Source organism: Actinokineospora guangxiensis (assembly GCF_042657845.1).
GTDB classification, from domain to species: domain Bacteria; phylum Actinomycetota; class Actinomycetes; order Mycobacteriales; family Pseudonocardiaceae; genus Actinokineospora; species Actinokineospora guangxiensis.
On record NZ_JBHSKF010000003.1, the window covers coordinates 420,053 to 443,491 of the forward strand.

The window sequence follows — 23,439 nt, forward strand, 5'->3', positions numbered from 1 at the left end:
CGGACGGCCCGGCGATGACCGCTGGCTGGACATCCGCCGGCTCGGCGGCCACCGCTCGGGGGCGGCCTGCCGAGCATGATCGTCGGCGGAGTGCCCGGCCCCCCGCCGCCAGGTTATCCAGGCGGGGAGTGGCATATCCACAGCGAAGTCGTGGCTGTGGACAAGTGTGAGCAGGTGGCGGCCCAGGAGGTCAGCGGCGGGCGCGGTAGGCGGCTTTGGTGGGCTGGTCCAGGTGTTCCATCGCCTGGGTGAGCATCACCTTCGGGGCGGTCGCGGCGTGGGTGTCGAGGAAGGTGTGGAGGCGGGTGGGGTCGTGTTTGCCCGCCTCGCGGGCGAGGCCGCCGACTGTTTTCTGGACCAGGTCGTGGGGGTCGTGGGCCAGGAGGTCGGCCAGGGCCCAGGTGTCGGTCAGGTCGCCCTCGCGGATGAAGTGCAGGGTGGCGAAGATGGCGATGCGGCGCTTCCACCAGTCCGGGGAGGCCGCGAGGTCGTACAGGGGCGTGCGGGGCCTGTCGGCGAGGTGGCGGCCGACGACGTGGTGGGCGCAGAGGTCGACCAGGTCCCAGGTGTTGATCAGGTCGATGCGGGCCATGTAGAGCGCGTAGAGCGCCGCCAGGTCGGCCTCGGTGGTCTTCTTCGCCGAGGCGCGCTTGCCCATGACGCTCAGCGCCCCGACGCGCACCTCGTGCACCGGGCTGCGCAGGAGTTCATCGATCTCCGCGATCGGGAGACCGATGAACTCCTTGGCCAAGGCGAACACGCTGCCCATCCGCACGCCCCAGAACTCGGCGTCGGTGCGGAAGTGGTCCTGCTGCCTGCCCTGGTCCACCGGGGTGGCCAGGGCCCGCAGCCGGGCGGTGAACGCCGCGGCGGTCAGCTCTCCTCCTCGGCCAGGCCGCCCGCGAGCTGCTGGCCCGCCGCCGCGCGCCGCAGCTTGCCGGACGGGGTCTTGGGCAGGGTGCCCGGCGCCAGGACGAGGACCGCGCTCGGGCGGGCGTTCACCGCCTCGAACACCCGGGAGCCGACCTCGCGCTTGATGCGCTTCTCCTCATCGGCGTCGCCCGCCGAGCGGGACTCCACCACGACGGCGAAGCGCTCCCGGCGCGACCCGGCGTCCAGGCGGACGGCCACGGCGTTGCCCGCGCGCACGCCCTCGACCACGCTCGCGGCGCGCTCGATGTCGGTCGGGTAGATGTTGCGGCCTGCCAGGATGATGACGTCCTTCTGCCTGCCGCAGATGACGATCTGGCCGTCCACGAGGTACCCGATGTCCCCTGAGGACAGCCAGCCGTCGGCGTCCTGAGTGGCCACCGGGCCGTTCACCGTCAGGTAGCCGGGGGTGACGGCCTCGCCGCGCAGCTGGATCTCGCCGACCTCGCGCTCGCCGCGCACCGCGCCGTCCTCGCCGACGATGCGGGCCTCCAGGCCCGGCAGCGGCTCGCCGAGGATGGCGAAGGCGCGCGTGCCGTCGGGGTCGGGGACGGCGCGGTTGTCCGACTCCAGCAGGTCGGCGTCGATCTGGTCGAGGGTCAGGCCGGTGCCCAGTGGGGCGAACGACACCGCCAGCGTCGTCTCGGCCATGCCGTAGGCGGGGAAGACGCAGTTCGGGTCCATCTTGAACCGGGTGCCCTGCTTGACGAACGCGGCCACCGCGGCCTCATCGATCGGCTCGGCGCCGTTGAGCGCGATGCGCAGCGAGGACAGGTCGTACGTGCCCTCGTCGTCCACATTGGACAGGCGGCGGCCGAGCAGCGCGTAGGCGAAGTTCGGGGCCGCGGTGATCGTGCCGCCGTGGCGGGAGATCAGGTCGGCCCACAGCAGCGGGCCGGTCAGGAACTCGACCGGGGTGACCTTCACCAGCTCCATGCCGACGGTCATCGGGACGGTCAGGAAGCCGACCATGCCCATGTCGTGGAACAGCGGCAGCCACGACACCATGATGTCGGTGGCGACGTCCAGCTCGGCCTTCTCGGCCATCGCGGTGAGGTTGCTGTACAGGTTGCCGTGGGTGATGCGCACGGCCTTCGGGTCGGCGGTGGAGCCGCTGGTCAGCTGCAGCAGCGCGGGCGCGTCCTCGTCGACATCGACCGGCTCGGCCAGCGGCTCGCCGTCCTCGAGGTCGGCGAGCAGGCGGTAGGCGACGCCGTGCTCCTCCAGCACCGGGGCGACGGGCTCGAACGGCGAGCCGAGCAGGACCAGCTTCGAGTCGATCATGGCCAGCACGCGGACGGTGTCGGCGGCCCACTCGGCGAGGTCGGTGCGCGGGGTCGGCTGGTGCAGCATGGTGATGCTGCCGCCCGCCAGCCACACCGCCTGCACGGCGGGCGCGATCGACACCGGCTCGGCGGCCAGCACCGCCACCGCCCCGTGCCGGGCGAGCCCGCCGGAGACCAGCGCCCCCGCCATCCGCGCGGCGCGCTCGTGCACCTGGCCCCAGGTGTGGCGCACGGGTGCCTTCGGCTCCCCCGTGGTGATGCCCTTCGCCTCGCCGCGCTCACCGCGGGCGGACTCCAGCATCAGGTCAACAAACCGGCTCATGAGCGCAGCCTAGTGTTTGCCCGCGCGGGCACTACTCCAGCGCGTCGGCCAGCTCCAGCCAGCGCGTCTCCACGTCCTCCTTCTCCGCGCCGACCTGCCGCAATTCCGCGTCGAGCCGGGCGAGGCGGTCGTGGTCGGCGGCTTCGGCGGCCTCGTGGTTGAGCTTGGCCTCGCGGTCGGTCAGGGTCTGCAGGCGGCGTTCGAGGCGGGCCAGCTCCTTCTGCGCGGCGCGGTGCTCGGCCGAGCCCGCGCGCAGGCCCGCGCTGTCGTCCGGAGACTGTCGGTCCTCGCCGGTGGGCTTGGACCCATGGGGGTCTGCCCCCTGGGTGGGCGGGTTGTGCCGACCGGCGGGGGAGGGGAGCTTCCCGGCGCCCGCGAGCTGCTGGGCGCGGATCGACAGGTACTCCTCGATGCCGCCGACGAGGTGGGTGACGCCGCCGTCGCCGAGCACGGCGTGCACGGAGTCGCAGACGCGCTCGACGAGGTAGCGGTCGTGGGAGACCACCACGAGGGTGCCCGGCCACGAGTCCAGCAGGTCCTCCAGCTGCTGCAGGGTGTCGATGTCCAGGTCGTTGGTGGGCTCGTCGAGCAGTAGGACGTTGGGCTCGGCCATGAGCAGCCTGGCCAGCTGGAGCCTGCGCCGCTCGCCGCCGCTGAGGTCGCCGACCGGGGTCCACTGGCGCGCGGCGGGGAAGCCGAAGCGCTCGGCCAGCTGCGAGGCCGACATCTCCTGCTTGCCCAGCACCACCCGCCGGGCGACCTCCTCCACCGCCTCCAGCACGCGCAGCGCGGGCGGCAGGTCGTGCAGCTCCTGGCTCAGGTGCGCCAGGCGCACCGTCTGCCCCTGCAGGCGCTTGCCGGACTTCGGCTCGCTCTCGCCTGCCAGCAGGCGCAGCACCGTCGACTTGCCCGAGCCGTTCACCCCGACCAGGCCGACCCGGTCGCCGGGGCCGATGCGCCAGGTGACCTCGCGCAGGATCGGCTTGGGGCCCGCGTCGACGGAGACGTCCTCCAGCTCCACCACCGTGCGGCCCAGCCTGCGCTTGGCGAAGGCCAGCAGCTCCACGGAGTCGCGCGGGGCGGGCACGTCGGAGATCAGCGCCTCGGCGGCCTCGATGCGGTAGCGCGGCTTGGACGTGCGGGCCGGGGCGCCGCGGCGCAGCCACGCCAGCTCCTTGCGGGCCAGGTTGCGGCGCTTCTCCTCCAGCGTGTCGGCCAGGCGGGCGCGCTCGGCGCGGGCGTAGACCCAGTCCGCGTAGCCGCCCTCGTACTGCTCGACCCGCCCGCCGACGACTTCCCACGTGCGCGTGCACACGGTGTCGAGGAACCACCGGTCGTGGGTGACGACCACCAGCGCCGTGCCCGCGGCCAGCAGGTGGTCGGCGAGCCACTGCACGCCCTCGATGTCCAGGTGGTTGGTCGGCTCGTCCAGCACGACCAGGTCCAGCTCGCGCACCAGCGCCGCGGCCAGCGCGACCCGCCGCCGCTCGCCGCCGGACATGGTGTCCACCGAGCTGTCCATCCCCAGCGCGGTCAGCCCCAGCCCGTCGAGCACCGACCTGATCCGCGCGTCGGCGGCCCACTCGTGCTCGGCGTCGAACCCGCTGAGCACCGCGTCGCGCACCGTCGAGCCCGGCGCCAGCTCGGTGCGCTGGGTGACCACGGCCATCCGCAGGTCGCGCACCTGGCTCACCCGCCCGCCGTCGGGCGGCTCCAGGCCGGCCAGCACCTCCAGCAGCGTCGTCTTGCCCCCGCCGTTGAGCCCGACGACCCCGACCCGGTCGCCGCGGCCGATGCCGAGCGAGACCTCGTCGAGCAGCGGGCGGACGCCGAAGCTCTTGCTGACCTTCTCCAGATTGACCAGGTTGGCCATTCACGCACCTTCGGCCGGGGCTTGCACAGACCGCACCAGCTTACCGAGTGGCTTCAGTCACCCGCTTTTCACTGTTAATAGACCGTTCGGCGATGGCTCGAATACCCTCCGTTGACCATTTTGACAATGGCGCGAATCCCGACTAACTACGACTTGGTTTTGCTGTCTTGGAGGTCGAGATGTCCCGCGTCATCGCTGCCGCTCTGCTGCTCGTCCTCGCCGGCTGCGGCACCCCCGCCGCCGAGGAGACGGTCCCGTCGGAGTTCGGTCGGCAGATCCAGATCCGCTCCAGCGGCAGCCCCGTGCTCGCGACGCTCTGGCTCGACGGCGTGGACAAGGTCACCTGCACCGAGCCGGGCAGCCTGCCGCCCAACCGCGGCCACTTCCTCGCCGCGCGCATCGTGCTGCAGACCACCGAGCAGTACGAGCCGAACTGGGGCTGGTGGATGAGCGCCGAGGACTTCCTCGCCGTCGATGCCGACGGCGAGGTCATCGGCCAGGGGCTGAACACCTCGTGCCTGTCGCCCTCGCGCTACCTGTCCGACGACTTCTACCTGACCGACTCCGGCTACTACGGCGAGATCCTCATCGACGCCGCCGCCGAGCACGGCACCCTGATCTACCGGCCGCACAACCTGCCCGCCGACATCAAGGGCTGGCACTGGCAGTTCTAGGCAGCGGGCCGCGATGGTGACGGCTGCTCCTTCAGGATGATTTCGAGGGACGATTCCGTCGGGCGAGTATCTGGTGCGGTAGCGTCGCTTCCGTCTGCATCCGCAGACGTCTGAGGGGAGATTTATTCAATGTTTTCACGTCGTTTCGCCGTGCGTTTTTTGTCTGTGGTGTTCGGTGTCGCTGCCGCGTTCTCGCTCCAGCCTGCGATGGCATCTGCGCAGGTCGGCGGCACTGTGGGAGTGGCGGCCTACTCTGACTTCTGTGCGACCGGCCGAGTGAAGTCGATCGCCAACAACCTTCCCATTCGCACGGAGCCGTTGCACAGTGCTGCGCTTATCACGACCGCGCAGATGGGATACCAGTACGATTGTGTGGTCGATTACTACGCTTTGGGTGACCGGTACACCGCCTGTGGCGTGTCCAATGCCAACGGGTGGATTCTGATCAAGTTCAACAGCACCGGAGTCATCGGGTTCACCTACATGACCTGCTTGCAAGACGTCTGATCGACCCCGCGGTGGGGCGCCCGCCGGGCGTCCCACCGCGGTCCTAGGCGTGCACCTCGGGCGGGACCGGCCGGGGGGCCTCCTCGCCGCCGATGACGCGGGCGCCGGGGACCGGGCCGTGGGCGACGCGGACGGTGCGGCAGACGCCCGCGCCCGCCAGTTCGGCGGCCACGCGCAGGGCGGCGGTGTCGTCCTCGCACAGGAAGGCGCAGGTCGGGCCGGAGCCGGAGACGATGCCCGCGAGCGCGCCCGCACCCACCCCGGCGCGCAGCGTGCGGCGCAGGCCGGGGCGCAGGGACACCGCGGCGGCCTGCAGGTCGTTGCCCAGCAGCAGGGCCAGCTGGCGCGGGTCGCCGGTGGAAAGGGCTTCGAGGACCGGTTCGACGGCGCCCGCGCGCGGTGGGTCGCCATCGACGCGGAGGCGGTCCAATTCGGTGAATACTGTCGGAGTCGACAATCCGCGGCGGTCGAATGCCAATACCCAGTGATAGGTGTGCCGGGCGAGCACCGGCACCAATCGCTCGCCGCGTCCGGTGCCCAATGCGGTGCCGCCGTAAAGGGTGAACGGGACATCGCTGCCGATTCGGGCGGCCAGGCCCGCCAGGTCGTCGCGGGTGACCTCCAGCCGCCACAGCGCGGCGAGGCCGACGAGGGTGGCCGCGGCGTCGGCGCTGCCGCCAGCCATGCCGCCCGCGACCGGGATGCCCTTGCGGATGACCACCCGCACCCTGGGTTCGTCGGGGTCGCGGCCGCAGAAGCGTGCCAGTTCCTGCACCGCGCGCCAGGCCAGGTTCGACGGCCCCGTCGGCACCGAGTCGGCACCCTCGCCGAGCACCTCGACGCCGGGCTCGTCGGCGATGGCCACCGTGACCTCGTCGGTCAGCGACAGCGCCTGGAACAGGGTGGTCAGGTCGTGGTAGCCGTCCGGCCGAACGTCGCCGACCGCCAGGTGCAGATTGACCTTGGACGGCACGCGGACGGTGACCGGTTGCGGGACGACAGCGAGCACCCGACCAGCCTACGGGTCAGGCCGCGATGCCCTCCGGGCCCCGCACCGGGCGCTTGACGACGCCGCCGCGCTCGCGGATCCAGGACAGCGTCGACTCCGCCTGCGGGCCGGAGACGCCCAGCAGGAAGCGGGCCACCGGGGTCTCGCCGACCCTGGTCAGGCCGCCGCCGATGACCGAGACGTCGGTGCCGAAGCGGCCGCTGGCCTCCGGCAGCAGCGCGCCGACGGCGGAGAAGCCGATCAGCACGACCTCGGCGATGCGGTCGTGGCGGGCGCGCAGCGAGTCGGGGGTGTCGATGGCGGGCAGCAGCGCGTCGGCGACCAGGCTCGTCGGGTCCTGGATCAGCGACAGCACCGAGCCGCTGTCGGCGACGCGGCCGTCGACCAGCAGGGCGACGTCGTCGGCGATGCGGCGCGCGACGGTCGAGTCGCTGGTGGTGACCAGCACGGTGGAGCCCAGCTCGCCGCGGGCGCGGTCCAGTACGGCGAGCACGCCCGCCGCGCCGTCGCCGTCGAGGCCGTGGGTGGGGTCGTCGGCCAGCAGCAGGCCGGGGTCGCCGACGAGGGCGCGGGCGATCTGCACCCGGGCGCGCTGGCCCGCGGTGAGGTCGGCGGGCAGGGCGTTGCCGCGCGCGGTCAGGCCGATCAGGTCCAGCAGCTTGCCGACCCGCTCGCGGCGCTGCGGGCCGTCGATGCCCGCCTGCTCCAGCGGCATCGCGATGTTGCCCGCCGCGGTGCGCTGCGGCAGCAGCTCCTCGTGGCCGACGACGCCGATGCGGCGGCGGGCGGCGCGCAGGCGGCGCTGGTCCAGCGAGGCGGTGTTGTAGCCCTCGACGCGGACGACGCCGCTGTCCGGGCGCTCCTGCAGGGAGACGAGTCTGGCCAGGGTGGACTTCCCCGAGCCGCTCGGTCCGACGATGCTGGTGATCGCGCCGGGGGCGAGGTCGATGCTGACGTCGTCGATGGCGACGACCTGGCCGCTGTCGGTCCAGAAGGTCTTGGTGGCGTTCTCAACCGTGATCATGGCTTGGCTCCAGGCAGGCGTGAGTGCCGCGGCCCGGCGCGCGTCGGCGCGCGGCGGTGCGGCTGAGGTGTGTCCTAAAGGGATGGCGGCGGGGCGGAACTCGGCTGGATCAGCCGGATACGCACATTCGCCGACAGCCGGTCACGGTGCGCCTGCACTCGTCTATGACCCGCCTGCGGGTGAGGATGCCCATTTCGTTCTCCTCCATCGGTCCTGGCGGTAGCACCTGCCCGCGAGGGTGGTTGCTGCGGCGTCACAGAGCCAGGTCTCTCGGCCGCTCCTGATGGATAGCTGACCTGAGCTAACCCGATGTCCTGCCCGTCGCGCAAGCCTGTTAGGGCAGGTTAAGCCGGACCGTTCGCAACGTCACACTCCCGGAGTGCTCGGAGAGGCCCGAACGGCCCACTACCGGCCGGTATGGGCGCGCTGAGCAATCCGGACGAAGTCGCCGACGGCGAGCTGCTCGCCCCGCGCGCCGGGGTCGACGCCCGCGGCGGTGAGCACGGCCTCGGCGGCGGCGGGGGAGCCCGCCCAGCCGGACAGCGCCGCCCGCAACGTCTTGCGCCGCTGGGCGAACGCCGCGTCCACGACGGCGAAGACGGCCTCGCGGTCGGCGTCCGGGGTGTCCCTGCGCTCCAGCAGGACCAGCGCGGAGTCGACGTTGGGCACCGGCCAGAACACCGCCCTGGGCACGGTGGCGACCCGCTTCGCCGAGGCGTACCAGGCGATCTTGACGCTGGGCACCCCGTAGACGCGCCCGCCGGGGCCCGCGGCCATCCGGTCGGCGACCTCGGCCTGCACCATGACCAGCACCCGCCGCAGCGTCGGAACGGCGGCCAGCAGGTGAAGAACGACCGGGACTGCGACGTTGTAGGGCAGGTTGGCCACGAGCGCCGTCGGCGCCACCGGCAGCTCGGTGACCTTCATCGCGTCCGCCTGCACCACGGTCAGCCGGTCGGCCAGCTCCGGGGCGTGCTCGGCGGCGGTGGCGGGCAGCCGCGCCGCCAGCACCGGGTCGATCTCCACGGCCACCACGGCCGCGCACGCGGGCAGCAGCGCCAGGGTCAGCGACCCCAGGCCCGGCCCGACCTCCAGCACGACGTCGTCGGCGGCGAGGTCGGCGGCGGCGACGATGCGGCGCACGGTGTTGGGGTCGTGGACGAAGTTCTGCCCGAGCTTCTTGGTCGGACGCACCCCGAGGGACTCGGCGAGCCCGCGGATCTCGACGGGCCCCAGCAGCTTCATGAACGCTCCCTCAGTGAGGGCTTGCCCTCCAAATTGGACAGTCCGTTCCAGGCCAGGTTCACCAGGTGCGCGGCGACCTCGCCCTTCTTGGGCTTGCGCGCCTCCAGCCACCACTGGCCGGTCAGCGCGACCATGCCGACGAGCGCCTGGGCGTAGAGCTGGGCCAGCTTGGAGTCGTAGCCGCGCTTGCTGAACTGCACGCCGAGGATGTGCTCCACCTGGCTGGCGATGTCGTTGAGCAGGCTGGAGAACGTGCCGGTCGAGGTGGCCACCGGCGAGTCCCGCACGAGGATGCGGAAGCCGTCGGTGGAGCCCTCGATGTAGTCCAGCAGCGAGCCCGCGGCGCGCTCCAGCAGCAGCCTGGGGTGGGCGTCCTCCGACAGCGCCGCGGTCATGCCGTTGAGCAGCGTGCGCATCTCCCGGTCGACGACGACCGCGTAGATGCCCTCCTTGCCGCCGAAGTGCTCGTAGACCACCGGCTTGCTGACGTTGGCCCGGTGCGCGATCTCCTCCACCGAGGCGGCGTCGAAGCCCTTCTCGGCGAACAGGGCTCGGGCAACGTCGAGCAGCTGCTCGCGCCGCTCCCTGCCGCTCATGCGCACGCGGGCCACCCCGGGCACCTCCGCTCCGGTACCCGCGGCGTCGCTCGGCCGACTCCCCGCTCCACCCGGGCAGCCTAGTCGCGCCGCCCGGCCCGGGTTACTTGGCCGAGATCTTGGCCAGCCGCTGCGGCGTGGGCCAGCGCACGTCAGTGGCCCAGCCGAACTTCTCGAAGAGCCAGATCAGCCGCGCCGAGGTGTCGATCTGCCCGCGCAGCACGCCGTGGCGGGCGCAGGTGGGGTCGGCGTGGTGCAGGTTGTGCCAGGACTCGCCGAAGCTGAGGATGGCCAGCGGCCAGAAGTTGGCGGCCTTGTCGCGGCTGGCGAAGGGCCGCTCGCCGATCATGTGGCAGATCGAGTTGGTCGACCAGGTGACGTGGTGCAGGACCGCCACGCGCACCAGCCCGGCCCAGAAGAACGCGGTGAACGCGCCCCACCACGACCAGGTCAGCAGTCCGCCGATGAGCGCGGGCAGCAGCAGCGTGGCCGCGGTGAGCAGCGGGAACAGCTTGTTGACCCGGACGATGTCGCGGTCGGCGAGCAGGTCGGGGGCGAAGCGCTGCTTGCTGGTGACGTCGTGGTCGAACAGCCAGCCCATGTGCGCGTGCCAGAAGCCCTTGGCCAGCGCCATCGGCGAGGTGCCGAACAGCCACGGCGAGTGCGGGTCGCCCTCGCGGTCGGAGAAGGCGTGGTGGCGGCGGTGGTCGGCGACCCAGGTGATCGGCGGGCTCTGCACCGCCATGCTGCCCATGACCGCCAGCATGATCTTGAGCGGCCGGTTGGCCTTGAACGAGCCGTGGGTGAACAGGCGGTGGTAGCCGACGGTCACCCCGAGGCCGGAGAAGTAGAAGAAGAACACCGCGAGGGCGACGTCGAGCCAGGTCAGGCCCCACCCCCACGCCAGCGGGACGGCCGCGATGAGGGCGGCGAACGGCAGCAGTACGAAGACGTACACGCCGATCCGGGTGGCCAGGTTCCGCTGGCCGTCGATGATGGGCCGGGGGCCCGCGCCGACGGTGGCTGTCATGTCTTCCCTTTCGCGCCGGGCGCCGGTAAGGGCAGCCTCGCCTACGGTTGCGTAACCTTCGCCAGCGTAGGCGGAAACGGGGTGGGAACGACATATGGCAATCGGTGGTCCCTGCCACCCGGATGCCGCGCCCCGCGCGCGCAGGTGAACGCAGCGCGTTCGGCCGAGCCGGATGCGTGCGCACGGCCGACGATCATGTGACGCCGGTAACACCCGATCGGACGCGACCGGAGGCCAATCGCCCGGGTCCTGGTGCTCCCGGACGCCTGTCCGTGCCACGATGGTGCCCGCGTTCGGGCCCCGGGCCCGAGCGTTCCGCCGTGGTGTAATGGCAGCACCTTGGATTTTGGTTCCAATGGTTCAGGTTCGAATCCTGGCGGCGGAGCACGGAGGAACCCCCACCAACTCGCCAAGGGGTGCAGCGACGCACGTGGACGCCGAGCAGCGGGACGAGGCAGACCTGCCCGCGTTGGAGGAGCGCTCCGACGCCTGGCTGGTGGGGCGCGCCCGCGAACTGCTCGCGATCATCCAGACCAGCCCCGCCGCCGAGCGGCGCAGGCACACCACCGAGGTCGACCGCCTCCTCGCCGAGGCCCAGCACCGCGGCGAGCCGCGCATGGTCGCCCAGCTGCTGCGCTCGGCGGTCGCCGTGCGGGTGGTCAACGCCGACACCGCCGACTCCGCCGAGCCGCTGCTGGACGAGATGCTCGCCCACACCCGCCGCCACGGCCTGGTCGTGCTCCAGGCCGACGCGCACGCCCTGCGCGGGCGCCGCCTGCTCATCGCCGGGGCCGAGGACGCCGCGCTCACCGAGGCCGCCGTCGCCCTGGCCATGCTGGACGAGGACATCACCCCCGACGTCATGCTCGGCGGGCGCGTCTGGGACATGATCATGGCCTCGACGCTGCTGGACATCGGCAGCGTGCTCACCCAGCTCGGCGTCTACGAGGTCGCCGACCAGGTGATGACCCGGGCGCACAAGTGCATCCGCGCCTCGGCGGGCCCGCACCTGATCTCGGTGCACCTGATCAACCGCTGCCGCCTGCTCATCGGCTGGGGGCTGCGGCTGGAGCGCATCGGCGAGGACGAGCGCGCCGCCGAGCGCTTCGCCACCGCCGCCGCGATCGCCGTCGCCGTCGAGGCGCCCTTCCGCGAGTCGCTGTTCCCGCGCGACGCCACCCGCCCCGCCGCCGACCAGAACCCGATCATCGGCGCGGCGCTGGCGCTGGCCCACCCCTCCGGCGTGCACGTCAAGCGGCTGCGGGGGCTGATCGACTCCGTGCACTACCCGCGCGAGCTGATCATCGCCGCGATCGCCCTGGCCCGGTGCCTGGAGTACGAGGGCCGCGACGACGAGGCCCTGGCGGTGCTCGACGACGCCCGCAGCGCCATGTACGACGACGCCTCCGAGCCGACCCTGCGGCTGTGCCTGATCCGCGAGTACGCCCGCCTCTCCGGGCCCGACGGCGGCGAGCGCACCACCAGCGCCCTGGAGCACTACGCCTCGGAGCTGGAGAACCAGCTGTGGGAGATGCGCGAGTCGCGCATCGCCACCCTCAACACCCGCCGCGAGCACGAGCGCCTGTCCCGCATGCACGGCGCGATCGCCCGCCAAGCCCTGCAGGACCCGCTCACCGGCCTGCCCAACCGCCGCGCCCTGGACGAGCGGCTGGAGGCGCTGGCGGGCAACCCCACCAACCACCCGCTGGCCATCGCCCTGGTCGACCTCGACGGGTTCAAGGGCGTCAACGACCGCATGTCCCACGCCGAGGGCGACGACGTGCTGCGCGTCGTGGCCGCCACCATGCGCGACGCGCTGCGCGGCAGCGACATGGTCGCCCGCTACGGCGGCGACGAGTTCATCGTGCTGCTGGCAGGCGCCCCGCTCGCCGCCGCCGAGGCCGCGCTGCGCCGCGCGCTCACCGCCGTGGCCGACCTGCCGCACGACCTCTCGCACGGGGTGACGCTGTCCATCGGCGTCGTCGCGCTGCGTCCCCACGAGACCGCGGTGCGCGCGCTGGCCCGCGCCGACGCGGCGATGTACCAGGCGAAGCGGCGCGGTGGCAACGGGATCGTCGCCATCCGCGCGGGCGAGCCCGACGACGTGGTCGGCACCCCCGACGAGCAGGCCGACGACCCCGCGTGGGCGCTGCCGGAGACCACGTAGGATCGTGACCCGGCCGGAGTCGCGCCGGAATCCCCGCGTCGACCCGCGCCGCCGCTGTTCACGACGCTAGGGAGTGCGATGTCCGCAACTCTGACCTCGGTGGTGCTGGCCGCGGGGGAGGGCACCCGGATGCGCTCGGCGACGCCCAAGGTGCTGCACCCGGTGGGCGGTCGCCCGCTGGTCGAGCACGCCGTGCGCGCCGCCGCCGGTCTCAAGCCCGCGCACCTGGTGGTGGTGCTGGGCCACGGCCGCGACGCCGTCGCCGCGCACCTCGCCTCGCTCGACGGGGTGGCCACCGCGGTCCAGGAGACCCAGGACGGCACCGGGCACGCCGTGGCGTGCGGGCTGTCGGTGCTGCCCTCCGGGCTGACCGGCACCGTCCTGGTCACCTACGGCGACGTGCCGCTGCTGGACACCGACACCCTCGCCGCGCTGCTGGACGCGCACACCGAGCAGGGCAACGCGGTCACCGTGCTGACGGCCTCGGTCGCCGACCCGACCGGCTACGGCCGGATCATCCGCTCGTCGGATGCCTCCGTGCGGGGGATCGTGGAGCACAAGGACGCCACCGCCGAGCAGCGCGCCATCACCGAGGTCAACTCCGGGGTGTACGCCTTCGACGCCGAGGTGCTCCTCGACGGCCTGTCCCGGCTGTCCACCGACAACTCCCAGGGCGAGCTGTACCTGACCGACGTGCTCGGCATCGCCAGCGGCGACGGCCGCCGCGTCGGCGCGCTGGTGTGCGCCGACCCGTGGCTGGTCGAGGGCGTCAACGACCGCGTGCAGCTGGCGAAGCTGGGCGCGGAGCTGAACCGGCGCACCGTCGAGCGCTGGATGCGCGAGGGCGTGACCGTGGTGGACCCGGCCACCACCTGGATCGACCAGGACGTGACGCTGGCCCGCGACGTGGTCATCGAGCCGAACGTGCAGCTGCGCGGGGCCACCTCGCTCGGCGAAGGCGCGGTCGTCGGGCCGGACACCACCCTCACCGACGTGATCGTCGGCGCGGGCGCGTCGGTGGTGCGCACCCACGGCTCGGAGTCCGAGATCGGCGCGGGCGCGTCGGTGGGCCCGTTCGCCTTCCTGCGGCCGGGCACGACGCTGGGCGCCAAGGGCAAGATCGGCACCTTTGTGGAAGTGAAGAACTCCGACATCGGCGCCGGGTCCAAGATCCCGCACCTGTCCTATGTGGGCGATGCCACGATCGGCGAGCAGTCCAACATCGGCGCGGCGAGCGTCTTCGTCAACTACGACGGGGTCAAGAAGCACCGCTCGATCGTGGGCTCGCACGTGCGCATGGGGTCGGACAACATGTATGTAGCGCCCATCACGATCGGCGACGGCGCGTACAGCGGGGCGGGTACGGTCCTGCGGCGCAACGTGCCGCCGGGCGCGCTCGCGGTGAGCGGCGGGCCGCAGCGCAACATCGATGACTGGGTGCTGCGGATGCGGCCCGGGACGGCGGCGGCCGAGGCCGCGCAGTCGGCCAAGGACGCGCAGCGGGACGAGAGCGAAGGGCAGTCATGAACGCGAAGTCGGGTACTCCCAAGAAGAGCCTGATGCTGTTCTCCGGTCGCGCGCACCCGGAGCTGGCCGAGGAGGTGGCCAAGCACCTCAACGTCACGATCACCCCGCAGTCGGCCTACGACTTCGCCAACGGCGAGACGTTCGTCCGGTTCGAGGAGTCCGTGCGCGGCTGCGACGCGTTCGTCATGCAGAGCCACAGCGCGCCGATCAACCAGTGGGTCATGGAGCAGCTGCTCATGGTCGACGCGCTCAAGCGGGCCTCGGCCAAGCGCATCACCGTGATCATGCCGTACTACCCGTACGCCCGGCAGGACAAGAAGCACAAGGGCCGCGAGCCGATCTCCGCCCGCCTGATCGCCGACCTGTTCAAGGTCGCGGGCGCCGACCGGATCATGACCGTCGACCTGCACACCGCCCAGATCCAGGGCTTCTTCGACGGCCCGGTCGACCACCTCTTCGGCCAGACCCTGCTCTCCCGCTACGTCAAGGAGAACTACTCCGCCGACAACATCACGGTCATCTCCCCGGACGCGGGCCGCACCAAGCTCGCCGAGAAGTGGGCCAACGACCTCGGCGGCACCCCGATCGCGTTCATCCACAAGACCCGCGACCCGTTGCGCCCCAACGAGGTTGTGGCCAACCGCGTGGTCGGCGAGGTGCGCGGGCGGCTGTGCGTGGTCATCGACGACATGGTCGACACCGGCGGCACCATCGCCAAGGCGGTGCACCAGCTGCTGGACGAGGGCGCCTCGGATGTCGTCATGGCCGCCACCCACGGCGTGCTGTCGGGCCCCGCGCGTGAGCGGCTGTCCGGTTGCGGCGCGAAAGAGGTCATCTTCACCAACACGCTGCCGATCGGGGAGGACAAGCGCTTCCCGGGCATGACGGTGCTGTCGATCGCCCCGCTGCTCGCGCGCGCCATCCAGCAGGTCTTCGAGGACGGCTCGGTGACGAGCCTCTTCGACGGCGACGCCTAGGCTGTTTCCTCCATCGCCCGCTTGGCCGACTCGGCCAGGCGGGCGATGGCGTTCTCCGGGACGATCAGCTCGAAGCCGTCGAGGTGGCCACCGAAGAGGATCTCGACCTCGTTGTCGGCGTTGCGCGTGTAGGACATCGCACAGTCCTCGCCGATCCATGGCGCTCGGCTGAGCCCCGGCAGGCACGCCTCGACGGCGGCCGCAGAACGCGACGGGCATCGCGAAGATGGCGCCGCTGATCATCCCGGGCCTGCTCCAGACCAACGACACCATCCGCGCGATCATGAACGCCGGTGGCGTGCCCAAGTCCGAGATCGCCGCGCGGGTGGCCATCCGCATCGGTCGGCGGAACGTGATCACCCGCCCGAAGCCCGCCACGCTCCTCGCGCTGGTCGGGCACAGCGCGCTCTGCCAGGACATCGGCGGCCCCGAGGTGGCCGTGGAGCAGTTGCGCCAATCGAGATCGTTGTCGAGGTCGCGTCCGGTGCCGTTCGGGATTCCAAGAACCCCGTCGCCCCCCTCGCCGTCGACGTGCGTTCCTGATCGCCGCCGCCAAGCGGTTCTAGAACCTGGGCGTCCGCTTCTCCAGGAACGCAGCGACTCCCTCGGCGTAGTCCGCGCTGTTCACCGAACCCTCGTACAGCGCCAGCACCGCCGCGTCCTCGGCCACCGCTCCCTCCACGATCCGCCCGACGATCGCCTTCGCCCCCCTGATCGTCACCTGCGAGCGCGAGGCCATCACCTCGGCCAGCTCCCCGACCCGCTTCTCCAGCGACGACGGCGCGTGCAGCTCGTTCACCAGGCCGATGCGCAGGGCCGTCGCGGCGTCCACGATCTCGCCGGAGTACAGGATCTGCTTGGCCCACGCCGGTCCCACGACATCCACCAGCTGCTTGGTCGAGGGCAGGCTGAACACGATCCCCAGCTTCGCCGGGGTGATCCCGAAGCGCGCGTCGTCGGCCGCCAGGCGCAGGTCGCAGGCCAGGGCCAGTTCGCAGCCGCCGCCGATGCAGAAGCCGGTGATGGCCGCGACCGTCGGCTTGGGCAGCGACACCAGCGCCGAGGTCGCCGCGTGGATGGCGACCTGGTAGCGGCGGGCGCCGTCGGCGTCGCGGCGCAGGGAGGTGAACTCGCTGATGTCGGCTCCGGCCGAGAAGTGCTCGCCGCCCCGGATCACCAGCACCCGCACCGCCTCGTCGGCGGCGACCGACTCCACGATGCCCGGGATCGCCGCCCACATGTCGTAGCTGAGCGCGTTGCGCTTGGCGGGGCGGTCGATGGTCAGGGTGGCCACCGGGCCGTCGGTCGTCAGCACGAGATGCACGCCGGTCACCGTAACCGCGATGCGCACCTGGCGGCGCGAGACGGCGGCCACACGCTGAGCCGGACATACTGGACGGCATGCGCGCTCTCGTTGTAGTTGCGGCGGCTGCACTGGCCGCGTCGGCCTGCACCTCCTCCGCCGAGACGGGACGCGTCCCCGCGCCGTCGTCGGGGGGCGCGGCGGCGACCCCGACGCAGGCCGGTGCTCCCCGGCTGGTGGTCGAGGAGGTGGCCAGCGGGCTCACCCACGGCTGGGACGTCGGCTTCCTGCCGGACGGCAAGCTGCTGGTCAGCCAGCGCAACGCAGTCCTCGCCCTGGTCTCCGGCGGTCAGGTCACCGAGCTGAAGGCCGACCTGGGCTCGGTCGCCGTCGGCGGTGAGGGCGGCCTGATGGGCCTGGTCGTGCACCCCGACTTCGCCACCTCGCGCGAGTTCACCACCTGCCAGAACCACACCGAGAACGGCCAACCCGCCGACGTCCGCGTCGTCACCTGGCGCCTGACCGAGGACGAGACCACCGCGACCCGCGTCCGCGAACTCGTCACCGGCCTGCCCACCGCCTCCTCCGGCAGGCACTCCGGCTGCCGCCCCACCATCGGCCCCGACGGCGAACTGCTCGTCGGCACCGGCGACGCCGCCCGCGGCGAGGTCCCCCAGGACCGCGCCAGCCTGGGCGGCAAGGTCCTGCGCGTCGACCTCAAGACCGGCGAGCCCCTGCAGGACAACCCGGACCCCGCCTCCCGCGTGCTCACCTACGGCCACCGCAACATCCAGGGCATCGCCCTGCGCCCCGGCACCGACCAGGTCTTCACCGCCGAACACGGCCCGGACAAGAACGACGAGATCAACCTCGTCGTCCCCGGCGGCAACTACGGCTGGGACCCGTCCCAGGGCGGCACCGTCGACGGCTACGACGAAGACGTCCCCATGACCGACCTCCAGCGCTTCCCCGACGCCGTCCCCGCCAAGTGGGAGTCCGGCGACACCACCGAAGCCATCTGCGCGGTCACCTTCCTCGACGGCGACCAGTGGGGCGACCTCAACGGCGCCCTCGTCGCCACCGCCCTGCGCGGCGCCAAACTGATGATCTTCACCCTCTCCGAGGCGGGCGACGTCACCTCAGTCGCCATCCCCGACGAGTTCAAGGACACCTTCGGCCGCCTCCGCGCCGCCCGCACCGGCCCGGACGGGGCGCTGTACGTGACCACCTCCAACGGCGAGAACGACAAACTCCTCAAGATCACGCCAGCGTGAGCTGCGGGCAGGCCGAGGACAGCGCGTCAACAAGCTCGTCGACCAAGGCCACGAAGCTCGGAGCTACCACCGGATCTCCCCCAGCGGCAGTGGTGGCGAGCGCCGGGAGGACGCCGGAGACGGTTGTTCCGTGTGCCTTCAGGACTTGGAGGGCGCGCTGAGTCGTTGGCTTCGCATGCGGGTCGGCGGTGTGCAGGGTGATCGCTTCGACCAGTGATTCGGTGTCTGTGGCCTGAAGCAGGCGGAACATGTCGAGGGCATCCTTCTCCTTCACCCGATCCGCGCGACCCGCTTCCGCGTCCTTCAGCCGCTCGCCGATCTTGACTGCCTTGGCGGCAAGCAAGGCGGCTGGACCTGCCACTCGCAACGTGAACTCCCGGATGTCCTCTTCGCTGAAGCTGGTCAGCAGGAGCGGCGCGTTGTCGACCAGGGAGGGTTCCAGGCCGGCGGTGATGCGGGCCGCGGGGCGCTCGTGCCCTGCCAATCGGGCAGCGCGCGCTCCCCGCCTGGCGGTGCCGCTTGGTGGGGGACGACCATGATGTCCACCGCGATGTCGTTCTCCGACCTCCAGTTTCCCGGATTGTCGCCGACGGAGAAGCCCGCACTCACCAGCGCCGCGCATATCTCGGGGTCGGCCGCGAGTGTGGAGGCGTTCAAAGCCAGGTCAGCATCCGTCGTCATCGGTGGCTGCGCCAGATCGCCTTGGCCTGTGTGCACGTACACCGCCTGTGCACCGACCAGGATCAGGTTGTCGAGGTGTTAGTGAAGCGCGGTGAGTGCGTCCAGCAGAACGGTTCGGGCAGCGATGTACTCGGCGGCATAGGTCATCTACTCGCTCCAGTCCGGGTCAGTTCGGCCGAGGTGGTCGATAAGTTGGTCTGCTTCTTGTGCGAAGCGGCCCGGTAAGGTGAGGAGGTCAGCCAGCACCTGCCCCAGCGGGGCTACAGGCAGGCCGGACGCGGTGAACTCTTGGACGGCCAGCAGTGTCTTGTCTCGCGGTGTCGTGATGATCACGTTGCTGCTTTCCCTGCCTGTCCGGACGAGTTTGAGCTGGTCCGCGAGGGTCTGTGGGTCTGCTGCGTACACGGGTGCCAACAGCACCGGAATCACGGATGTGGCCGACACCGGAAGGTAGTGCCGTGCGGCGGGGGAACCGGTGACACAGATGTCGTCGCGGCCGCTCAGCCTCGCCAGCAGGTGGGGCAATCCCGTGGGGCGAGGTAGTCGAACGTGACGCTGTTCGTGCTGGTGAAGCGGTAGTCGGCCGTCCAGCGTTCCAACAGCGAACGGCGTCGAACGCGCACGACGGCTCCAGTCTCGTCCCTCTCGACCGCGCCTGCGGAGGCCAGCGCGGGCATCACCTTCGACACAGCGGCCGGGCTGCTCGTCGCCAGCTGAGCCAGCTCTCGGATGCCTATCGGAGGGGTCGTCTCCAGCAGCGTGCGGATTGCTCGTCCCGCGGCCGGACCGTTCAACCGGGTCGTCGCCTGGTTGCCGCGTGGTCTCGGAGGCCGTTGTGCGCCGTCCAGACGGATCAGCAGTGGCGGGTTCTCGTGAGTGATGTGTACCCAACCCGTAGTGTCGAGGTAGCTGAACCCGTTGTCCTGGCAAGCCGCGCGAAGCGCGGGATTGACGTACTCGGTCACGAAGATGACCGGCAACTCGGTGGTTCCTCGCACCGCGAGCAACTGGTTGATCACGTTCGAGTTCGAGACGGACGTGAGCTTGGACTCGATGACGTAGTGCGCCGTATGGCCTGAGCCGTTTCGCACGGTGAGGAGGCCGTCTGCTCGTCGGCCGCCCGCCGCGTCCTCTGAGAAGGTTGCATCCCAGCCAGGAGGGAGTACGGATTGCAGTCTCTCTACGGCCTTGACCAGTAGTATTTCGTGTTCCGAACTGTTTCTCCGCATGCGAAACAGCCCATAACGCGAAACGCTAGTTTTGGTGGTTCGACGTCTGACACAGTTGGGTGACGCGTAGGCTGGGTGCGCAACCCCTGACGGAGGCGGCCAGTCCCGGGCAGGGGTCTGTCCGCGTCCGCGCACCGAAGAGGGAATCCCCGTGTCGAAGGCTCCGCTCAGTGGGCTTCTGGAATCCGTGCTGCACGACCCCTCCATCGCCGCCGTCGTGGACGCGGCCGGGGCCGGGTCGCTGTCCATCGATGGGCCCGTCGCCGCGCGACCGCTCGTGGTGGCCGCGCTTGCCGCCGCGGACAAGGCCGTGCTGGCGGTCACCGCGACCGGGCGGGAGGCCGACGACCTCACCGCCGTGCTCGGTGACCTGATCGGGCCGGAGAAGGTCGTCAACTTCCCGTCCTGGGAGACGCTGCCGCACGAGCGGCTGTCCCCGCGGGCGGACACCGTCGGGCGGCGGCTGGAGATCCTGCGCAGGCTCGCCCACCCCGAGGAGCACGAGCACGGGCAGGTCAAGGTCGTCGTCTCCACCGTGCGCAGCCTGATCCAGCCGATGGCGCCCGGTCTCGGCGAGCTGGCGCCCGTGCACCTGGTGGTCAACAGCGAGTCGGACTTCGAGCAGACCCTGATCAGGCTCACCGACCTGGCCTACGCGCGGGTGGACATGGTCGAGAAGCGCGGCGAGTACGCCGTGCGCGGCGGCATCGTCGACCTGTTCCCCCCGACGGCCGAGCACCCCGTGCGGGTGGAGTTCTGGGGTGACGAGGTCACCGAGATCCGCGCCTTCGCCGTCGCCGACCAGCGCTCGCTGCCCGGGGAGCTGGGCTCGGTCGTCGCGCCGCCGTGCCGGGAGCTGCTGCTCACCGACGCGGTTAAGGAGCGCGCCGCCGCGCTGGCCGGTCTGCACGAGTCCGACGCGCACCTGCACGAGATGCTGACCAAGCTCGCCGAGGGCATCCCGGTCGAGGGCATGGAGGCGCTGATCCCGGCGCTGTGCCCCGGTGAGATGCAGCTGCTCACCGACGTCCTCCCGGCGGGCGCGCACGTGCTGCTCAACGACCCGGAGAAGATCCGCACCCGCGCCCACGACCTCGTCCGCACCGGCCAGGAGTTCCTGGAGGCCTCCTGGATGGCCGCCGCGGGCGGCGGCAAGGCGCCCATCGACCTCGGCGCCTCGGCCTACCGCGACCTCGGCGACATCGCCGCGCACGCCCGCGACACCGAGCACCCGTGGTGGACGCTGAGCCAGCTGACCACCGGCGAGGCCCACCACATCGACCTCAAGCCGGTGGAGAACTACCGCGGCGACATCACCCGCGCCTTCACCGACCTGCGCGCCCACACCGCCGCCGGCGGCGCGGCCGTGCTGGTCGTGCCCGGTCAGGGCACCGCGCAGCGCGCCGTCGAGCAGCTCGCCGAGGTCGACGTGGCCGCCGTGTTCGCCGAGGACGGCCTGCGCGGGGAGCCCGCCAAGGGCCTGGTCACGGTGGTGCGCGGCTGCCTGGACGACGGCTTCACCGCCGCGGGCCGGGCGCTGGCCGTGCTCACCGAGGCCGACGTCACCGGCGGCAGGCACGGCACGTCCACCCGGGACATGTCGGTGAAGATGCCCTCGCGGCGGCGCAACGCCGTCGACCCGCTGGCGCTCAAGCCCGGCGACTACGTGGTGCACGAGCAGCACGGCATCGGCCGCTATGTGGAGATGGCCCAGCGCGCGGTCAAGGACCCGGCGGGCGGCTCGGTCACCCGCGAGTACCTGGTGCTGGAGTACTCCAGCTCCAAGCGCGGCCAGCCCGGCGACCGGCTGTTCGTCCCCACCGACCAGCTGGACGAGATCTCCCGCTACGTCGGCGGCGAGCTGCCCTCGCTGAACAAGCTCGGCGGCTCGGACTGGAAGAACACCAAGGCCAAGGCCCGCAAGGCGGTCAAGCAGATCGCCGCGGAGCTGGTGCAGCTCTACGCCGCCCGCCAGGCCGCCCCCGGCCACGCCTTCGGCGCCGACACCCCCTGGCAGCGCGAGCTGGAGGACGCCTTCCCGTTCACCGAGACCGCCGACCAGATGGCCGCCATCGACGAGGTCAAGGGCGACATGATGCGCGCGGTCCCGATGGACCGGGTCATCTGCGGCGACGTCGGCTACGGCAAGACCGAGATCGCGGTCCGCGCGGCGTTCAAGGCCGTGCAGGACGGCAAGCAGGTCGCGGTGCTGGTGCCGACGACGCTGCTGGCCCAGCAGCACCTCAACACCTTCGCCGGGCGGATGCACTCCTTCCCGGTCACGGTGAAGGGCCTCTCGCGCTTCACCGACGCCCAGGAGTCCGAGGCGACCGTCGCGGGCCTGGCCGACGGCAGCGTCGACATCGTCATCGGCACGCACCGCCTGCTGCAGACCGGGCTGCGCTACAAGGACCTCGGCCTGGTGATCGTGGACGAGGAGCAGCGCTTCGGCGTCGAGCACAAGGAGCACATCAAGGCGCTGCGCACCCACGTCGACGTGCTGACGATGTCGGCCACGCCGATCCCGCGCACGCTGGAGATGTCGCTGGCGGGCATCCGCGAGATGTCGACCATCCTCACCCCGCCCGAGGACCGCCACCCGATCCTGACCTACGTCGGCGCCTACGACGACAAGCAGGTCGGCGCCGCGATCCGCCGCGAGCTGCTGCGCGACGGCCAGGTGTTCTTCGTGCACAACCGGGTCTCCTCCATCGAGAAGGCGGCGCGGCGGCTGCGCGAGCTGGTGCCCGAGGCGCGGATCGTCACCGCGCACGGCCAGATGAACGAGGACCGGCTGGAGAAGATCATCCAGGGGTTCTGGGAGCGCGAGCACGACGTGCTGGTGTGCACGACGATCGTGGAGACCGGCCTGGACATCTCCAACGCGAACACGCTGATCGTCGAGCGCGGGGACATGCTGGGCCTGGCCCAGCTGCACCAGCTGCGCGGGCGCGTCGGCCGAGGCCGCGAGCGCGGCTACGCCTACTTCCTCTACCCGCCGGAGTCCCCGCTCACCGAGACCGCCCACGACCGCCTCGCCACGATCGCCCAGAACACCGAGCTGGGCGCGGGCATGGCGGTGGCGATGAAGGACCTGGAGATCCGCGGCGCGGGCAACATCCTGGGCGCCGAGCAGTCCGGCCACATCGCCGGCGTCGGCTTCGACCTGTACGTGCGCCTGGTCGGCGAGGCCGTCGAGGCCTTCCGCAAGCACGCGGGCGCGCCCGGGACCGAAGACGAGGACGAGCTGGCCGAGGTCAGGGTGGACCTGCCCATCGACGCGCACCTGCCGCACGACTACGTGCCGGGGGAGCGGCTGCGGCTGGAGGCCTACCGCAAGATCGCCGCCGCGACCGACGACGACGGCCTGGCCGCGGTGCGCGAGGAACTCGTGGACCGCTACGGCGAGCCGCCGGTGCCGGTGGACAACCTGCTGGCCGTGGCCCGCTTCCGCCAGCTGTGCCGCGCGCACGGCGTCACCGAGGCGGTCACCCAGGGCAGCGCGATCCGCTTCGCCCCGATGCCGCTGCGCGACTCGCAGCTGGTGCGGCTCAAGCGGCTGCACCCGAGGGCCGTGCACAAGGCGGTCACCAACACCGTCTCGGTGCCCCGCCCGACGGAGGGCGCGGCGGGCGGGCGGATGGGCGCCCCGCTGCTGCGCGACCGCGAGCTGCTGGCCTGGTGCGCGAAGTTCCTGGAGTCGCTGGCCGCCAGCCCGGTCCCGGTCGGCTAGCCCGCCCAGCCCGTCCAAGCGGTCCCGCCGAGCCTCACCCGGACGGGTGGTC

The 23,439-nt window shown here is 71.6% G+C and carries 20 protein-coding genes, 1 tRNA gene, 1 pseudogene and 1 riboswitch; of the genes and pseudogenes, 9 read left to right on the forward strand and 13 right to left on the reverse strand.

Annotation, left to right across the window (positions count from 1 at the left end; all coding sequences use genetic code 11):
• Positions 1 to 190: 190 nt before the first annotated feature.
• From ACFPM7_RS08730 to ACFPM7_RS08740, 3 genes are read right to left on the reverse strand one after another with little or no spacing between them, the layout of a single operon-like run.
• Entirely contained in the window at positions 191 to 877 is a 687-nt protein-coding gene (locus ACFPM7_RS08730; protein WP_378246327.1) for a DNA alkylation repair protein, read from the reverse strand.
• Entirely contained in the window at positions 874 to 2,538 is a 1,665-nt protein-coding gene (locus ACFPM7_RS08735) for a fatty acyl-AMP ligase (RefSeq protein WP_378245764.1), read from the reverse strand. The genes ACFPM7_RS08730 and ACFPM7_RS08735 overlap by 4 nt, the downstream gene beginning before the upstream one ends.
• A gap of 31 nt (positions 2,539 to 2,569) precedes the next feature.
• Entirely contained in the window at positions 2,570 to 4,411 is a 1,842-nt protein-coding gene (locus ACFPM7_RS08740; protein ID WP_378245766.1) for an ABC-F family ATP-binding cassette domain-containing protein, read from the reverse strand.
• 179 nt (positions 4,412 to 4,590) lie between these two features.
• On the opposite strand from ACFPM7_RS08740, the gene ACFPM7_RS08745 reads away from it, so the two are divergent.
• Positions 4,591 to 5,085 (forward strand): hypothetical protein, encoded by a 495-nt coding sequence (locus tag ACFPM7_RS08745; protein ID WP_378245768.1) that lies wholly within the window; start codon positions 4,591 to 4,593, stop codon positions 5,083 to 5,085.
• Between the two features lie 129 nt (positions 5,086 to 5,214).
• Entirely contained in the window at positions 5,215 to 5,592 is a 378-nt protein-coding gene (locus ACFPM7_RS08750) for a hypothetical protein (protein WP_378245770.1), read from the forward strand.
• A gap of 43 nt (positions 5,593 to 5,635) precedes the next feature.
• Here the strand turns inward: ACFPM7_RS08750 and ACFPM7_RS08755 are convergent, their stop codons facing one another.
• The 5 genes from ACFPM7_RS08755 to ACFPM7_RS08775 form a co-directional block, all read right to left on the reverse strand.
• A complete protein-coding gene (locus tag ACFPM7_RS08755; RefSeq protein ID WP_378245772.1) occupies positions 5,636 to 6,601 on the reverse strand; it encodes a 4-(cytidine 5'-diphospho)-2-C-methyl-D-erythritol kinase in 966 nt (321 codons plus the stop codon).
• Between the two features lie 16 nt (positions 6,602 to 6,617).
• Positions 6,618 to 7,625, reverse strand: a complete 1,008-nt coding sequence (locus ACFPM7_RS08760) for a methionine ABC transporter ATP-binding protein (protein ID WP_378245775.1) — start codon at positions 7,623 to 7,625, stop codon at positions 6,618 to 6,620.
• 201 nt (positions 7,626 to 7,826) lie between these two features.
• Positions 7,827 to 7,915, reverse strand: a riboswitch (SAM riboswitch).
• Between the two features lie 115 nt (positions 7,916 to 8,030).
• Positions 8,031 to 8,870, reverse strand: coding sequence for a 16S rRNA (adenine(1518)-N(6)/adenine(1519)-N(6))-dimethyltransferase RsmA (gene rsmA, locus ACFPM7_RS08765; protein WP_378245777.1), 840 nt, complete (start codon positions 8,868 to 8,870; stop codon positions 8,031 to 8,033).
• Positions 8,867 to 9,466, reverse strand: a complete 600-nt coding sequence (locus ACFPM7_RS08770; RefSeq protein ID WP_378246329.1) for a TetR family transcriptional regulator — start codon at positions 9,464 to 9,466, stop codon at positions 8,867 to 8,869. Before ACFPM7_RS08770 ends, rsmA begins: the two co-directional genes overlap by 4 nt.
• Before the next feature lie 103 nt (positions 9,467 to 9,569).
• Positions 9,570 to 10,496, reverse strand: a complete 927-nt coding sequence (locus ACFPM7_RS08775; protein WP_378245779.1) for an acyl-CoA desaturase — start codon at positions 10,494 to 10,496, stop codon at positions 9,570 to 9,572.
• A 314-nt stretch (positions 10,497 to 10,810) separates the two neighbouring features.
• Between ACFPM7_RS08775 and ACFPM7_RS08780 the strand changes: the two genes are divergently transcribed.
• The 4 genes from ACFPM7_RS08780 (at position 10,811) to ACFPM7_RS08795 (ending at position 15,167) form a co-directional block, all read left to right on the forward strand.
• A tRNA-Gln gene (locus tag ACFPM7_RS08780) sits at positions 10,811 to 10,881 on the forward strand.
• A gap of 45 nt (positions 10,882 to 10,926) precedes the next feature.
• Positions 10,927 to 12,663: a GGDEF domain-containing protein gene (locus ACFPM7_RS08785; RefSeq protein WP_378245781.1), complete on the forward strand. Its 1,737-nt coding sequence runs from the start codon at positions 10,927 to 10,929 to the stop codon at positions 12,661 to 12,663.
• A 78-nt stretch (positions 12,664 to 12,741) separates the two neighbouring features.
• Complete coding sequence (glmU, locus tag ACFPM7_RS08790) at positions 12,742 to 14,190, forward strand: bifunctional UDP-N-acetylglucosamine diphosphorylase/glucosamine-1-phosphate N-acetyltransferase GlmU (RefSeq protein WP_378245783.1); 1,449 nt, start codon at positions 12,742 to 12,744, stop codon at positions 14,188 to 14,190.
• Positions 14,187 to 15,167, forward strand: coding sequence for a ribose-phosphate diphosphokinase (locus ACFPM7_RS08795; RefSeq protein ID WP_378245785.1), 981 nt, complete (start codon positions 14,187 to 14,189; stop codon positions 15,165 to 15,167). The genes glmU and ACFPM7_RS08795 overlap by 4 nt, the downstream gene beginning before the upstream one ends.
• Here ACFPM7_RS08795 and ACFPM7_RS08800 read toward each other — a convergent pair.
• Complete coding sequence (locus ACFPM7_RS08800) at positions 15,164 to 15,304, reverse strand: hypothetical protein (protein WP_378245787.1); 141 nt, start codon at positions 15,302 to 15,304, stop codon at positions 15,164 to 15,166. The two genes, ACFPM7_RS08795 and ACFPM7_RS08800, sit on opposite strands and share 4 nt — an antisense overlap.
• Before the next feature lie 77 nt (positions 15,305 to 15,381).
• Between ACFPM7_RS08800 and ACFPM7_RS08805 the strand changes: the two are divergent.
• Positions 15,382 to 15,642 (forward strand): annotated as a pseudogene (locus ACFPM7_RS08805) (Scr1 family TA system antitoxin-like transcriptional regulator); the annotation flags it as partial.
• Positions 15,643 to 15,729: 87 nt separating this feature from the next.
• Here the strand turns inward: ACFPM7_RS08805 and ACFPM7_RS08810 are convergent.
• The gene (locus tag ACFPM7_RS08810; RefSeq protein ID WP_378245789.1) at positions 15,730 to 16,491 is read right to left on the reverse strand and encodes an enoyl-CoA hydratase/isomerase family protein; all 762 of its coding nucleotides are present in this window, start codon (positions 16,489 to 16,491) and stop codon (positions 15,730 to 15,732) included.
• Between the two features lie 77 nt (positions 16,492 to 16,568).
• Here ACFPM7_RS08810 and ACFPM7_RS08815 point away from each other — a divergent pair, with 77 nt between their 5' ends.
• Complete coding sequence (locus tag ACFPM7_RS08815; RefSeq protein ID WP_378245791.1) at positions 16,569 to 17,744, forward strand: PQQ-dependent sugar dehydrogenase; 1,176 nt, start codon at positions 16,569 to 16,571, stop codon at positions 17,742 to 17,744.
• On the opposite strand, the gene ACFPM7_RS08820 is transcribed toward ACFPM7_RS08815, so the two are convergent.
• The 3 genes from ACFPM7_RS08820 to ACFPM7_RS08830 all read right to left on the reverse strand — a co-directional run bounded on the left by ACFPM7_RS08820 (position 17,731) and on the right by ACFPM7_RS08830 (position 19,516).
• Positions 17,731 to 18,228: a hypothetical protein gene (locus ACFPM7_RS08820; protein ID WP_378245793.1), complete on the reverse strand. Its 498-nt coding sequence runs from the start codon at positions 18,226 to 18,228 to the stop codon at positions 17,731 to 17,733. The genes ACFPM7_RS08815 and ACFPM7_RS08820 overlap by 14 nt on opposite strands.
• A 344-nt stretch (positions 18,229 to 18,572) precedes the next feature.
• The gene (locus ACFPM7_RS08825; protein WP_378245795.1) at positions 18,573 to 18,830 is read right to left on the reverse strand and encodes a hypothetical protein; all 258 of its coding nucleotides are present in this window, start codon (positions 18,828 to 18,830) and stop codon (positions 18,573 to 18,575) included.
• 95 nt (positions 18,831 to 18,925) lie between these two features.
• On the reverse strand, positions 18,926 to 19,516 hold the full coding sequence (locus tag ACFPM7_RS08830; RefSeq protein WP_378245797.1) for a hypothetical protein: 591 nt from the start codon (positions 19,514 to 19,516) through the stop codon (positions 18,926 to 18,928).
• A 289-nt stretch (positions 19,517 to 19,805) separates the two neighbouring features.
• On the opposite strand from ACFPM7_RS08830, the gene mfd reads away from it, so the two are divergent.
• Positions 19,806 to 23,387, forward strand: a complete 3,582-nt coding sequence (mfd, locus tag ACFPM7_RS08835) for a transcription-repair coupling factor (protein WP_378245799.1) — start codon at positions 19,806 to 19,808, stop codon at positions 23,385 to 23,387.
• Positions 23,388 to 23,439: the final 52 nt, after the last annotated feature.

Bases quoted from the DNA above. Each gene is read 5' to 3' on its own strand.
- ACFPM7_RS08735 (WP_378245764.1), bottom strand. From the start codon at position 2,538: ATGAGCCGGTTTGTTGACCTGATGCTGGAGTCCGCCCGCGGTGAGCGC.
- ACFPM7_RS08740 (WP_378245766.1), bottom strand. From the start codon at position 4,411: ATGGCCAACCTGGTCAATCTGGAGAAGGTCAGCAAGAGCTTCGGCGTC.
- ACFPM7_RS08745 (WP_378245768.1), top strand. From the start codon at position 4,591: ATGTCCCGCGTCATCGCTGCCGCTCTGCTGCTCGTCCTCGCCGGCTGC.
- ACFPM7_RS08750 (WP_378245770.1), top strand. From the start codon at position 5,215: ATGTTTTCACGTCGTTTCGCCGTGCGTTTTTTGTCTGTGGTGTTCGGT.
- ACFPM7_RS08760 (WP_378245775.1), bottom strand. From the start codon at position 7,625: ATGATCACGGTTGAGAACGCCACCAAGACCTTCTGGACCGACAGCGGC.
- rsmA (WP_378245777.1), bottom strand. From the start codon at position 8,870: ATGAAGCTGCTGGGGCCCGTCGAGATCCGCGGGCTCGCCGAGTCCCTC.
- ACFPM7_RS08770 (WP_378246329.1), bottom strand. From the start codon at position 9,466: ATGAGCGGCAGGGAGCGGCGCGAGCAGCTGCTCGACGTTGCCCGAGCC.
- ACFPM7_RS08775 (WP_378245779.1), bottom strand. From the start codon at position 10,496: ATGACAGCCACCGTCGGCGCGGGCCCCCGGCCCATCATCGACGGCCAG.
- glmU (WP_378245783.1), top strand. From the start codon at position 12,742: ATGTCCGCAACTCTGACCTCGGTGGTGCTGGCCGCGGGGGAGGGCACC.
- ACFPM7_RS08795 (WP_378245785.1), top strand. From the start codon at position 14,187: ATGAACGCGAAGTCGGGTACTCCCAAGAAGAGCCTGATGCTGTTCTCC.
- ACFPM7_RS08800 (WP_378245787.1), bottom strand. From the start codon at position 15,304: ATGTCCTACACGCGCAACGCCGACAACGAGGTCGAGATCCTCTTCGGT.
- ACFPM7_RS08815 (WP_378245791.1), top strand. From the start codon at position 16,569: ATGCGCGCTCTCGTTGTAGTTGCGGCGGCTGCACTGGCCGCGTCGGCC.